General features: G+C 77.1%; 9 protein-coding genes. 5 read left to right on the plus strand and 4 right to left on the minus strand.

What is annotated here, in order from left to right:
• Nucleotides 1-22: 22 nt before the first annotated feature.
• On the minus strand, nucleotides 23-790 hold the full coding sequence (locus KDL28_RS19910) for an ABC transporter permease (RefSeq protein ID WP_252440867.1): 768 nt from the start codon (nucleotides 788-790) through the stop codon (nucleotides 23-25).
• 60 nt (nucleotides 791-850) lie between these two features.
• Nucleotides 851-1,849: an ABC transporter substrate-binding protein gene (locus tag KDL28_RS19915; RefSeq protein ID WP_252440834.1), complete on the minus strand. Its 999-nt coding sequence runs from the start codon at nucleotides 1,847-1,849 to the stop codon at nucleotides 851-853.
• Between the two features lie 371 nt (nucleotides 1,850-2,220).
• On the opposite strand from KDL28_RS19915, the gene KDL28_RS19920 reads away from it, so the two are divergent.
• A complete protein-coding gene (locus tag KDL28_RS19920) occupies nucleotides 2,221-5,478 on the plus strand; it encodes a sensor histidine kinase (protein ID WP_252440836.1) in 3,258 nt (1,085 codons plus the stop codon).
• A 74-nt stretch (nucleotides 5,479-5,552) separates the two neighbouring features.
• A complete protein-coding gene (locus tag KDL28_RS19925; protein WP_252440838.1) occupies nucleotides 5,553-5,927 on the plus strand; it encodes a DUF742 domain-containing protein in 375 nt (124 codons plus the stop codon).
• A gap of 39 nt (nucleotides 5,928-5,966) precedes the next feature.
• Here the strand turns inward: KDL28_RS19925 and KDL28_RS19930 are convergent, their stop codons facing one another.
• The gene (locus KDL28_RS19930) at nucleotides 5,967-7,562 is read right to left on the minus strand and encodes an FAD-dependent monooxygenase (protein ID WP_252440840.1); all 1,596 of its coding nucleotides are present in this window, start codon (nucleotides 7,560-7,562) and stop codon (nucleotides 5,967-5,969) included.
• A gap of 312 nt (nucleotides 7,563-7,874) precedes the next feature.
• A complete protein-coding gene (locus tag KDL28_RS19935) occupies nucleotides 7,875-8,633 on the minus strand; it encodes a gamma-glutamylcyclotransferase family protein (protein WP_252440842.1) in 759 nt (252 codons plus the stop codon).
• Nucleotides 8,634-8,930: 297 nt separating this feature from the next.
• On the opposite strand from KDL28_RS19935, the gene KDL28_RS19940 reads away from it, so the two are divergent.
• The 3 genes from KDL28_RS19940 (at nucleotide 8,931) to KDL28_RS19950 (ending at nucleotide 13,163) form a co-directional block, all read left to right on the plus strand.
• Nucleotides 8,931-11,747, plus strand: a complete 2,817-nt coding sequence (locus KDL28_RS19940; RefSeq protein WP_252440844.1) for a helix-turn-helix transcriptional regulator — start codon at nucleotides 8,931-8,933, stop codon at nucleotides 11,745-11,747.
• A 91-nt stretch (nucleotides 11,748-11,838) separates the two neighbouring features.
• Nucleotides 11,839-12,705 (plus strand): SDR family oxidoreductase, encoded by an 867-nt coding sequence (locus tag KDL28_RS19945; RefSeq protein WP_252440846.1) that lies wholly within the window; start codon nucleotides 11,839-11,841, stop codon nucleotides 12,703-12,705.
• Nucleotides 12,702-13,163, plus strand: coding sequence for an anthrone oxygenase family protein (locus KDL28_RS19950; protein WP_252440848.1), 462 nt, complete (start codon nucleotides 12,702-12,704; stop codon nucleotides 13,161-13,163). The genes KDL28_RS19945 and KDL28_RS19950 overlap by 4 nt, the downstream gene beginning before the upstream one ends.
• Nucleotides 13,164-13,378 lie beyond the last annotated feature (215 nt).

Consider the following 13,378-nt stretch of genomic DNA (forward strand, 5'->3'; position numbering starts at 1 on the left):
GCTCGCAAGCTCGCTCACGGACTCACCGTCCGGCATCGATCTGGTCGTCCCAACCCAGCCACCGGCGCTGGACCTTCTCCAGCGCCGCGTTGCCGAGGAACCCGATCACCCCGGCCACCAGTGTGGCCGAGAGCACGATGTCCATGCGACCGCCGCCCGCCCCCGCGTCGAAGATGACCTGGCCGAGCCCGCCGCTGCCGCCGGCCAGCAGCTCCGTGCTGATCACCAGGATCAGCGCGATGGAGGCCGAGATGCGCACCCCCGTCATGACGAACGGCGCGGCGTGCGGGAGCTGCACGGTCCACAGGATGCGGGAGCGGGACAGGCCGAACGCCCGGGCCGTGTCGACCTGCACGGGGTCGATCTCGCTCATCGCGTAGATCGTGTTGAACAGCAGCGGCCACAGCGACGCGTACACCGCCAGCGTGATCTTGGTCTCCGGGCCGACGCCGAGCAGCACGATCACCAGCGGGATGAGCGCCACCGAGGGGATCGGCCGCAGGAACTCCACGAGCGCGCGCGATGCCGCCGCCACCGAGGGCACGCTGCCCAGCAGCAGGCCGAGCGGCACCGCGATCGCCGAGGCGATCACGACCGCGATCAGCCACGCGAGCACCGTGGCGACCACGTCCGCGACGAACGGGGGTTCGGTCAGCAGCACCGCCAACCGCGCGAACACCGTCGTCGGGGGCGGCAGGAACTCCTCGCGCACCACCCCCGAGCGGCTGAACAGCTCCCAGACCAGCAGGAACCCCGCGAACCCGATGACTCCGCGGACCACCCGTCGCAGCACGGACCAGTCCTTCCTCAGCGCTCCCGCAGGGGAGCTCCCCCGGGCGGGGAGCTCGTGCTAGTCCAGGACGACCATCTGGGAGATGTCGACCGGCTCCTTGAGCGCGCCGAACTGCAGCATCAGGTCGGCGACCCGCTGGATGCTCGTCGGGTTGGTCGTCGTGGGGTAGGCGCTCGCGCTGATCAGCGGGGCGATCTCCGGCTCGAGGCCGGTGGCCTCGATCAGCAGCGGCTCCAGGACCACGCGGTCGGAGCTGCGGGTCTGCGCCTCGAGCAGCTGCGAGCGGAACGCCTTGATGGTGTTGGGGTTCGCCTCGGCGAACTCGCGGGTCACCACGTAGCCGTCGATCGGCAGGTCGGCGGTGGGGCCGGTGGTGGGGTCGAGCAGCGTCTTGGCCCCGAGCGAGCGCTTGGCCCGGGTGAGGAACGGCTCGGGCAGGAACGCGGCCTGCACCCGGCCGGCCTCCAGCGCGGTCGCCATCTCCGGGAACGGCACCTCGACGAAGTTGACCTGGTCCGGGGTGATGCCGTTGACGCCCAGCGCCGAGCTGGTGGTCAGCGTGGCGATGTTGTTGAGGGCGTTGACGCCGATGGTCTGGCCGACCAGCGACGCCGGGCCGTCGAGCGGCGAGTTGGGCATCGCCACGATGCTGAAGTTGGCCGGGAGCGCGCGGCTGGCCTCGGCGATGATGACGACGTCGATGCCCTGCGACTTCGCCGCGATGGCCGACACGTAGTTGGTGAACAAGATGTCGAACTCGCCGTTGACCAGCGCCGGCATCGACAGCGCGCCACTCTGGATGCGCTGCGGGGTGACGGTCAGGCCGGCCTGCTGGAAGAGGCCGTCCCGAACACCGAGCGTAACCGGGGCGGCGCCGACGATGGGCAGCACGCCGACGTTGAGAGTGGGCTTCTCGACGTCCCCCGCGGGGGCGCCCTCCGGAGCGGCGGGCTCCGACGAACCGCCGAGCGCGCTGCAGGCGCTGAGACCGGTGGGGACGACGATCGCCGCTGCGAGGCCGGTCAGGAAGCGGCGACGCCCTATGGGCTTTTGCATGCGAGGCACCGTAGCAGTCAGCCACGCAGGGTCACGGAGTCCTCTGCCACACCCACGACCAGTGGCGAACGCCGCAACCGGCGGGGCTGTCCGGGCCCGCACCGGTGGACCGATCGTCACTCAGGGTCCCGGTCGGGAGGTCGAGGGGCGCCGGTAGGGTGACCTTCCTCAGTGCACTGATCCGGTGTTCTCGAGTACGACCGAAAGGTTGGCGGGCCGTGGTGGATCGCTTCGGGGCGTTCGAACGGCAGGCGGGTCCGGCTGGGGATCCGCCTGACCGCGCAGGACTGCCCGCAGGAGCGGTCGCGGTCCACGACGGGGGCCGCTGGTCGGACCCGAGGCAGGGCCCTCCGCCGGATGCGGGGCGTGACATGGGGCCGGGTGCGGCGCCGCCGCCGCGGGCCGCCGCGTCGGTCCGGGGCGGTTCGAGCGGACGCTGGCGGCTGCGCAACTGGCGGCTGCGCTCCAAGCTCGCCCTGCTGCTGGTGCTGCCCCTCGCGCTGGTGCTGGTGCTGGCCGGGCTGCGGGTCCAGTCCGGGGTGAGCGAGGCGGGCGAGCTGGCCGCGCAGGCCGACCGGATCGCGCTCAGCCAGCAGGTCCAGGCCACCGTGCAGGCCGTGCAGCGCGAGCGCGCGGCGGCCGCCGGGTTCGCCGGCAGCAACCGCCGCGAGTACGGCGAGGACCTGGAGTCGCGCTCCGGCGACACCAACGGCGAGATCGAGCGCCTGCGCGCGGCCGCCGCGCTGGACGCGGGCGACACCGTGGCCGCCGCCCTGCGCGCCGCCAACGGCAGGCTCGACGGCCTGACCGCCCTGCGCAACAGCGCGACCGGCAGCGCCTACCCCGCCGACGACATCATCGCGGGCTACACCTCGGTCATCGCCACGTTGCGCGACCTGGACACGCTGCTGATCAGCGGCACGGGCGGGGAGCTGCAGGGGGAGTCGGCCGGCATCACCTCGCTGGCCGACGCCAAGGAGCAGATCTCGCGCCAGCACGCCACCCTGCTCGCCGTCCTGTCGGGTTCCGGCCGACCTTCGCCGCGCCAGGTCTCCGTGCTGCGCGACGCGGACGCCGAGTTCGCCTCGGCGCTGGTCGGGTTCAGCAACGCCATCTCCCCGCAGGGCCAGCAGCTCTACACCTCCACGGTCACCGGTGTGGTGGTCGACGACCGCGAGCGCATCAAGGAGACCGCGGTCGTGCTCGGCGCGGCAGGCGAGCCGGTCGGGGTCGGTGCCGCCCAGTGGGACATCGCGGCCACGGGCAACGCCGACCTGATCCGGCAGGTCGAGGTGGGCCTGGTCAGCTCGCTGGCCGAGGCCACGAGCGAGGCGGCTGCCGCGGCGCGCGCCGACGCGCTGCGCGCCTCGGTGATCGTCGGCGTGCTGGTGCTGCTGGCGGTGGTCGTGCTGCTGATCGTGGTCCGGTCGCTGCTGCGCCCGCTGCGCATCCTGCGGATCGGGGCGTTCGACGTGGCCAGCAGGCGCCTGCCCGCGGCCATCGAGGCGATGAAGAACACCGACGAGCAGCCGTCGGAGACCACGGTCGAGCCGATCGGCGTCGACACCCGCGAGGAGCTCGGCGAGGTCGCCAGGGCGTTCGACGCGGTCCACCGCGAGGCGATCCGGCTGGCGGCCGAGCAGGCGCTGCTCCGCACGAACATCAACGACATCTTCGTCAACCTGTCCCGGCGCAGCCAGGCGCTGGTGAAGCGCCAGCTGGGCCTGATCGACAAGCTGGAGAGCGACGAGCAGGACCCCGAGCACCTGGGCAACCTCTTCCAGCTCGACCACCTCGCCACCCGCATGCGCCGGAACAACGAGAACCTGCTGGTCCTCGCGGGCGCGGCCGAGCTGCGCCCGCGCCGGCGCCGCCCGGTCCCGGTGGACGACGTGCTGCGCGCCGCGGTCTCGGAGATCGAGCAGTACCAGCGCGTCACGGTCCGGCGGGCGCCCGCGCTGCTGGTGGCGGGCCCGGTGGTGAACGACCTCGTGCACCTCGTGGCCGAGCTGCTCGACAACGCCACGTCGTTCTCCCCGCCGGACTCGACGGTCGTGCTGGCGTCCTCACTGGATGGACGGGGCGCGTTGGTGATCGACATCACCGACTCCGGCGTCGGCATCGACGACAACAACCTGCACATGATCAACGCCGAGCTGGCCGACCCGCCGACCGTGGACGTGGCGGTGTCCCGCCGCATGGGTCTGTTCGTGGTCGGTCGGCTCGCCCAGCGCAACGACATCAGCGTGCGGCTGCAGCCGGTCGTCGGCGGCCAGGGCCTGCGGGCGCTGGTGACGGTGCCGCCGATGATGCTGACCGGCCCGGACGGGGCGTCCGGCCCGGGGATGGGCACCAACTCGGAGCTGCCGGCGGCCGAGTCGGCCTGGGGCGGCGCCGGCTCGTCGGGCCCGGCCGCGGCCGGGTTCGAGCGCTCCGCGCAGGGCCAGCAGGCCCGCTCCGACCAGTCCGGCCCCAACCGGCCCGGACCGGGGTGGCCCGGCGGCCCGACGGGGGCACCGTTCCCGCAGCCGCGCGCCCCGCAGCGCTCCGGGTGGGACGCGCCGCCGCCCTCGGTGCCCGCGCCCCGCCGCGATGCCGACAGCCGCCCGATGGGCCGGGGGGACTCCGGCCCGATGCCGATCGCCCCGTCGCCCGCGTTCCCGGGCCCGTCGATGCCGCAGCAGCCGCCCGCTCCGCAGGCCGACGCGCCGTTCGGCGCGCAGCCGCCCGCCCGGCGCGCCGACCCGCTGACCGACCTGTTCGAGTCCGTGTCCGGTGAGGCCGCTCCGGACCAGCCCGACGTGCCGATCTACGACGAGGTGCGCACCTCGTGGTTCCGGCTGCAGATGCGCCAGGGCGGCGACCAGCAGGGCCCACCGCCGGAGGAGCGCCCGGGCACCCCCAACGGCTCCCACCACCACGGCAACGGCCACGGCGGGAACGGCAACGGCCAGGGCAACGGCCAGGGCAACGGCGCCGGGCCGCGCTCCCGTCCCGGCGACGCCCCCGACCGGGGGGCGCCCGACGCCCCGGCCCGCGAGGACGCCTGGTCGTGGAGCGGCGACGCGCCGCGCAGCGGCACCCCGGAGCTGCCGGTCCGGCGTCCCGGCGCGGCGGCCGGGCTGTCCTCGACCGAGGAGGCCACGACCCGCGTCCCGGCCCAGCCCGAGCGGCGGACCCAGGCCGCCCCCGCCGAGCGGGCCCCGGCCCGCGACGAGCAGCCGCAGGAGCCCCCCGAGCGGCAGGACCCCGGCGAGCGGTCGGAGCCCGGTGAACGGTCCGGGTCGCAGGCCCGAGCCGGGTCCGCGGCCCCCGAGCAGGAGCGGACGCCCGCGGTGTCCGAGTGGGGCCCGATCGACAACGGCTGGCTGGCCGCGCGCGAGTTCGCGGAGTTCACCAAGGAGCACCTGACCGAGAACGGCCTGCCCAAGCGGGCGCCGCGGGCCCGGTTGATCCCCGGCGGCGCGGCCGCCACGGTGATCGAGCCGCGCCCCCGCAACGCCGACGCGGTGCGCGGGCGGCTCACCGAGTACCAGCGCGGCCTGCGCCAGGGCCGGTACTCCCAGGCGGACGAGAGCGCGGGCGGCGACGAGCACCCCGCCGAGCAGGGCGACCGGGGCGCCGAATGAGCGCGGTGGCCCCCGACCCGCGGCCGTCCACGCCCGGGAGCCCGCCGTGACGACCCGACACCGGCGGCGCGGCGATGGCTGACGACTTCGAGGACGACGCCGACGACCTCCCCCTCGTCCGGCCCTACAGCCGGACGGGTGGCCGGACCCGGTCGACCCTCGACCTGGCCATCGAGACGCTGGTGTCCACCAGCGACCTCGGCCGGGCGCGCAGCAACCAGCTCGACGGCACCCACCAGCCGATCGCCGAGCTGTGCGCGCAGTCCCGCTCGGTGGCCGAGATCGCCGCGCTGATGCGCATCCCGCTCGGGGTGGCGCGCGTCCTGGTGTCCGACATGGTCGGGATGGGCCTGGTCGTCGTGCACCAGCAGCAGGTCGAGACCGACGCCGCGGGCGGTGTCCCGCTCGCCCTCATGCAGCGGGTGCTGGCCGGGTTGCACCGGCTCTGACGGGGTCGTGCGGGGGAGTCCGGGCCAGGGCGCGAACCCTCAGGCCCGACCGCTGACCAGCTCGGCCAGGGCCGCCGGGTCCGGCGGGGCGGCGTCGCCGCGCCACGCGATGTGCTGGTCGGGGCGCACCAGCAGCAGGCCGGGGCCGTCGGCGGACGGCAGGCCGGTCGGGTCGACCACGGCCAGCGGCACGCCACGGGCGGCGAACCCGGCGGTGAGCGCCCGCACCGCCCGCCCGTGCCCGGGGCCGCGCACCAGCAGGGTGTGGTCGGCCCCGAGGACGTCGTAGAGCGACCTGCCGTCGGGCAGCCAGGCGTGCGGCAGCCGGTCGCCCGCCCGGGGCCGGCCGTCGGGCGCGGTGTCCGCCGCGACGACGGGCGAACCGCGGACCCCGAGGTCGAGGACCAGGTCCAGGGCGTGGAACTCGGCGGCCTTCGTCCGCTGGATGCGCTCGTGGGCCAGCCGCCGGGCCGCCTCGCCCGCCGGGCCGTCGTCGTCCAGGTCGTCGGTGACCAGTTCGCCCGACAGCGTCCGCATGTTCGCCACGGCCGCATCGATGATCTTCTGCTGGACCGGGCGCCGCTCGGCCTCGTAGCTGTCGAGCAGGCCGGGTCCGCCCCAGCCGGCGAGCACCGCGGCCAGCTTCCAGCCCAGGTCGACGGCGTCGCCGAGGCCGGTGTTGAAGCCGTGCCCGCCGAAGGGCGGGTTGAGGTGGGCGGCGTCGCCTGCCAGGAACACCCGCCCGCGCCGGGCCCGGTCGACCAGCTCCATCCGCGCCGTCCACGGGTCGGTGGACAGCACCGTGGCCGGCACCGGGACCCCGGCCAGGCCGTCGACGATGCGCTGCGGGTCGCGCAGGCCCGCCTCCCGGTCGACGCCGAACGCGATCACCCACCAGGTGCCGTCGCGGTCGAGCGGGCCCATCAGGGCGGGCGCCTCCCGGTTGACCGTCCAGTAGTGCACGGCGGGCCCGTGCCGCACGTGCCGCCACAGCTCGGGCGCCCGGAAGACCATCCCGAAGTTGGGCCGCATGGCGAGCTCGCCGACGTAGGCCGAGCCGATGGCGTCGCGGACGGCGCTGCGGGCGCCGTCGCAGCCGATGACGTAGGACGCCTCGACGGTGCCGCGGCTGCCGTCGGGCCCGGCGACGGCGACGCGGACGCCGTCGTCGGACTGGTCGAGGTCGACGACCGAGTACCCGGTGACCAGGGTGCACGCGTCGAGCTCGCCGACGACCCCGCGCAGCAGCTCCTCCAGCACGTACTGCGGGGCCTGCTGGCCGAGCTCGGCGAAGCGGTCGCCGTCGGCGACCATGCCGAAGATCCCGGTGAACCGGGACAGCTCGCGCCCGCTCAGCGACGTGCAGAACACGGCGTCCTGGGAGAAGGCGACGGGCAGCGGCGCGGCCGCGCGCAGCCGGTCGGCGAGGCCCCAGCGGCGCAGGTGCTCCATCGTCCGGACGTTGATCGTCTTGGCCCGGGGCCGCGACCGGGAGACGGTGGCGCGCGGCTCGACGACGGTGCACTCGACGCCGCGCAGCCCCAGCTCCACCGCGGCCGCCAGCCCCACCGGCCCGGCCCCCGCGATGAGCACCGTGGTCGAGGCGGGTGGCGTCCGGGCAGCGGCGGGAGGCACGTGCGCACCCTATGCGCGCTCACCCGCACCGGGCAGCGGGCGCGTCCTGGGACGGACCGCTGCGCGGGAGGGCGAGCCGGGCGATGGTGGCGGTCGTGCACGGCCACGGGGTGGGCGCGTTGCGGCAGCCCGCGCAGGTGCCGTCGGCGTCCTGGTGTTCACCCCGGCGGAGTGGTCGGCCTTCGTCCGCGGCGTCCGGGACGGCGGGTTCCGCGCCTAGCCGGCACGCCCCCGCGTCGCAGAGTCCGCATGGTCGGCGCAGATGCCGCGCGCCCTGCGACGACCATGCAGGCTCTGCGACGAGCCCTGCGCTTACCGCAGCGGCCAGCCGTGGGGGAGGGCGGCGAAGCCCTCCGCGGCGGAGCGCCAGGCGTAGGCCCAGCAGATCGTGCCGGTGCCGGGGACCGTCACGCGGATGCGCTGGTAGTCGGGGCCCTCGTACTCGTCGAGGACGGGTAGCAGGCGCTGCGGGTCGCGCAGGGGGACGAGGGTGCCGGGGGTGGAGCCGGGCAGCTCGGGCAGCCACGCCGGCCAGCCCTGCCCGGTGTCGCGCACCTGGCCGGGGAGCCGGGCCCGGCGGGGAGCGCCGTCGACGTGCGGCGCCACCATCGGCCAGCCCGACTGCCCCGGCTGCAGCAGCCCGTAGGTGAACAGCGCGGCCGGCCACTCGTCGGGGTGCGGGGCGCCGACGACCGTCTCGGCGTCGAGCCCGTCGCCCGGCCCGGCCTCCCCGGCCAGCCCGGCGGCCTCGGCCTGCGGGACGTCGGCGCAGCGCACCGGGGCGCCGTCGACCAGCAGCGGGTGGCGGATCGCGGAGTGCCCGAGGTAGCACCACGGTGCCTCGACGACCCCGCCGTCGTCCAGCTCCACCGCGCCGGTGCGCAGGCGGGCGAGGCGGAAGCGGTCGTCGCGGCCCTCGCAGCGGTCCAGCACGCCGATCTGCTCGGGCGTGGCCAGCCACAGCAGGTGGGTCTCGCGGGCGCCGGGGGCGGCGGCGAGGACGGCGGGGCGCTGGCCGTCGCGGAAGCGCAGGCCGGCCGCCCACACCGCGGCCACCCCGCTGGTGCGCACCCGCAGGGCGACCCACCGGGTCGTCGCCCAGGCCCAGTTCCCGGCGCAGCCAGGTGATCTTGCTGGGGTTGCGGTTGGAGCCGTAGGCCAGCACCGGGACCCGGGCCGCGCTGGGCGGGGCGCCGCGCGCGGCGAGCCAGTCGTCCAGGGGGAGGCCGGCGACTCGGCCGTCCGGGTCGATCTCGTGCGCCGTCCGGTCCTCGTGCGCGAACGAGCCCGGCGGCACGGCCCCGGGGTAGGGATCGGCCGGGAAATCCGCGTCGGGCCACACCACCGGTCGAGGCTAACCTCGCGGACGTGCAGCGCCCGGCGGTCGACCTGGTGGAACGGGCGGGCGAGCTCGCGGCGCTGTACCGGGCGCTCGACGCCGCGGCCGGGGGGCGCGGCGGCACCGTCCTCGTCGAGGGTCCGGCGGGGGCGGGCAAGACCAGCCTGCTGCGCGCCGCCGAGGCGCACGCCGTACGGCTGGGCTTCGCCACCTTCCGGGCGCGGGCCGGCGAGCTGGAGCGCGACTTCGCCTACGGGTGCGTGCGCCAGCTGCTGGAACCGCTCGTCGTCGGGGCGCGCGGCGAGGAGCGCGCACGGCTGCTGGCCGGGGCCGCGGCCCAGGCCGAGGCGCTGTTCGGCGGGGCGACCGCGCCGTCGACCAGCCCCTTCGCCACCCTGCACGGGCTGTACTGGCTGCTCAACAACCTGGCCGAGCAGCGGCCCGTCGCCCTCACCGTCGACGACGTGCAGTGGGCCGACGCCGAGTCGGTGCGGCTGCTGACCTACCTCGCCCCCCGGCTCGACGGGCTGCGGCTCGCGGTGCTCGTCGCCCGCCGGACCGGGGAACCCGCCCCGGCCGAGCTCGACCGGCTCGCGCTCGCCGACGAGACCGCGGTGGTCGGCGCCCGTCCGCTCTCCGACGACGGTGTGGCCGAACTGGTGCGCTCGCGGCTCGACGCGCCGGTCGCCCCCGAGTTCGCCGCGGCCTGCCGGGCGGCGACCGGGGGCAACCCGTTCTTCCTCGACGCGCTGCTGCGCGAGGTCCGCGAGCGGGGCGTCGCCCCCGACGCGGCGGGCGCCGCGCGGGTGGCCCGGGTCGGGCCGGCGTCGGTGGCGCACGCGGCGCTGCTGCGGATCGCCGCCGCGCACCCCGTCGCCACCGAGCTGGTCCGGGCGCTGGCGGTGCTCGGCGACGGGGCGACGCCCGCCGAGGCCGCCGCGCTGGCCGGGGTGCCCGCCGTCGACGCGGTCGCGGCGGCCGAGGCGCTGGAGCGGCTCGGGATGCTGCGGGCGGTGGCCGGGCTGGAGTTCGCGCACCCGATCGTGCGGGAGGCCGTCTACGCCGACACCGGGGCGCTGCGCCGGCGCGCCATGCACGCCGACGCGGCCCGGCTGCTGGTCGCGGGCGGGGCGGGCGAGGAGCGGGTGGCCGCGCAGATCGTGGCGACCGAGCCGGTCGGCGACGCGCAGCGGGTGGCGCTGCTGCGGCGGGTGGCCGCGGCGGCGCTGGGGCGCGGCGCCCCGGTGGCGGCGGAGGCGTGGCTGCGCCGTGCCGCGGCCGAGCCGCCGCCCGACGCCGACCGCGCCGAGGTGCTCTTCGAGCTGGGCGGCGCCCACCTGCGGCTGGCCGACCCGGCCGCCGTCGCGCACCTGGCCGAGGCCGCGGCGCTGGCCGCCGACCCGGCCCTGCGCGGGCGTGTCGTCCGCCTGCACGCGCTGGCGCTCACCGTCGCCGGGCGGCCCGCGGAGGCCGTCGCGGCCATCGAGGCGGCCGTCGCGGAGGTGGCCGCGGCCGACCGCGAGCTGGGCCTGCTGCTGGAGGCCGACCTCGCCGCGCACGCCCACCAGGCCGGTCCGGACGCCGTGGCCGCGGCCGCGCGCAGGCTGGAGCGCCACGCCGACCTGCCCGGCACCGGCCCGGGGGAGCGGCTGGTGCTGGCCAGCCTGGCGTTCGAGCGGGGCCGGACGGCGGGCACCGCGGCCGCGGCGGCCGGGTTCGTCGTCCCCGTGCTGGCGGCCGGCTGGGCCGCGTCGCCGGGCGACCTGGACGTCGTCGGGCCCTTCTACCACCTGCTGCTCACCGGGCTCGGCGCCGGCGCGTTCGACGAGGTGGGCCGGGCGATCGAGCGCGAGCTCGCCGAGGCCGGGGCCCGCGGCGTCGTGCCCGGGATGGCGTACGCGACGCACTACCGCGGCTGGTCGGCGCTGCGCCGCGGCGCGCTCGGGCCCGCCGAGGCCGACGCCCGCGCGTCGATCGACCTGGTCGTCTCCCACGGCATCCCGTTCGGCGCCGGGACCGTGCACGGGCTGCTGGTGCAGGTGCTGGTGGCGGCCGGGCGGACCGCCGAGGCCGAGGCGGAGTGGGCGGCGGCCGGGCTGCCCGACGTGCTGCCGTCCGGGCTGACCGACGACGTCCTGGTGGAGACCAGAGCGCTGCTGCGGCTCGCCCGGGGGCGGGTCGAGGACGGTGTCGCCGACCTCGTCGAGTTCGGCAGGCGCACCGGCGTGACCGGGTCGGTGCACCCGTCGGCGCACCGGTGGCGGTCGACGGCGGCGCTGGCGCTGGCCGCGGTGGGCGAGCGGGCCGAGGCCCGGCGGCTGGCCGACGAGGACCTCGCCCTCGCCCGCCGCTGGGCCGCGCCCGCCGGCATCGGGGTCGCGCTGCGGGCGTGCGCCGCGGCCGAGGGCGGCGCGGTGGAGCGGCTGGCGGAGGCGGTGGACGTGCTGGCCGCCTCGCCCGCCCGGCTGGAGCACGCCCTGGCGCTGGTCGAGCTCGGGGCGGCGCTGCGGCGGGCCAACCGGCGCACCGAGGCCCGCGGCCCGCTGCAGGAGGGCCTGAGCGCGGCGCAGGCGTGCGGGGCCGTCGCGCTCGCCGAGCACGCCGCGGTCGAGCTGCGCGCGGCCGGCGGCCGCTCGGGCGACCCGGACGGCCGCGGCGTCGAGCAGCTGACGGCCTCCGAGCGGCGGATCGCCGAGCTGGCCGCGGAGGGGCTGAGCAACCCGGAGATCGCCCAGGCCCTCTACGTCACCCGCAAGACCGTGGAGACGCACCTGGGGAAGGTGTACCTGAAGCTGGGCATCGGGGGGCGCACCCAGCTGGCGGGGGTGCTGACCGGCGAGCCGTGACCCGTCCGGTCGCCGCCCCACGGGATCTCGGGGTGGGGGTTCGGGGTGCTCCCCGACGCCCCGGGACCTCCCCCGGCGCGAGGGTTCTCCCATGACCGCAGAGACCACCACCACCAGCCGCTCCACCCTCCCGATCACCGCCCCGACGCTCGTCACCGGCGGCACCGGCAAGACCGGGCGCCGGGTCGCCGCCGGGCTCGCCGCCCGCGGCCTGCCCGTGCGGATCGGCTCCCGGTCGGCCGAGGTCCCCTTCGACTGGGACGACCCGACGACCTGGCGGGCCGCCCTGCGCGGCACCCGCGCCGCCTACCTCGCCTTCGTGCCCGACCTGGCCGTCGAGGGCTCCACCGACGCCATCCGCGCGCTGAGCGCCATCGCCTTCGAGGAGGGCGTGCAGCGGCTGGTGCTGCTGTCCGGGCGGGGCGAGCCCGCCGCCCAGCGCAGCGAGGAGGTCGTGCTCGGCTCCGGTATCCCCGCCACGGTCGTGCGGGCGAGCTGGTTCGCGCAGAACTTCAGCGAGGGCTACCTGCTCGACGGCGTGCTGTCCGGCGTGGTCGCGCTGCCCGCCGACGCCGTGCGCGAACCGTTCGTGGACGTCGACGACCTCGCCGAGCTGGCCGTCGCGGCGCTGACCGAGGACGGCCACGCCGGCCGGGTCTACGAGGCCACCGGGCCCGAGCTGCTGACCTTCGCCGACGCGGTGGCCGAGATCGCCGCGGCCACCGGGCGGGAGATCGCCTACCAGCCGCTGCCGATGTCGGTGTGGACGGCGGAGATGGCCCGCCACGGCGTGCCCGACGACGTCCTGGACCTGCTGCGGTTCCTGTTCACCGAGGTGCTGGACGGGCGCAACGAGAGCACCGCCGACGGCGTCGCGCAAGGGCTGGGCCGCCCGGCCCGCCCGTTCCGCTGGTTCGCCCGGCGCGCGGCCGCCGCGGGTGCCTGGAGCGCGTCGTGAGCGCGCTGGGGCCGGTCGCGAGCCTGGTGGCGGGCGTCGGGTGCGCGGCGGTGGGCGGAGCGTTCTTCACCTTCTCCACGTTCACGATGCAGGGGCTGACCCGGCTGCCCGACGAGGCCGGCGCCGAGGCGATGCGCAGCATCAACCGCACCGCGCCGCGCCCGCCGTTCATGGCGCTGCTGTTCGGCTCCGCGGCCGCGGCCGCCGCGGTCGCGGTGGCCGACCTGGTGTCGGGGGCGCGGACCGCACCGCTGACGGTGTCCGGGGCGGCGCTGTACCTGGTCGGCACGATCGGTGTGACGATGGCCGGGAACGTGCCGCTCAACAACGCGCTGGAGGCCGAGCGCGGCCGCCCCACCCGGCTCTGGCGCGACTACGCCCACCGCTGGACCCGGCTCAACCACGTCCGCACGGTCACGTCGCTCGCCGCCGGTGCCCTCCTCGCCCTGGCCGCATGAGGTCGTGGGGGGGGGACCGGGGCGGGGGCCCCGGGGTCCGGCCCCCCCCCCGGGGGGGGCGGGGGGGGGGGGGGGGGGGCGGGGGGGGGGGGGGGGGCCGGGGGCAACGGGGGGCCCGGGGGCGCAGGGGGCGGAGTCGGGCAGGCGGTGCCGGGCGGGGGCGGCCGCGGGCCTGGGCGACCCGGCGGACTCCGCGGGCCCGACGACGGCGGCGG

It is taken from the genome of Pseudonocardia humida, from assembly GCF_023898865.1.
Taxonomy (GTDB): domain Bacteria; phylum Actinomycetota; class Actinomycetes; order Mycobacteriales; family Pseudonocardiaceae; genus Pseudonocardia; species Pseudonocardia humida.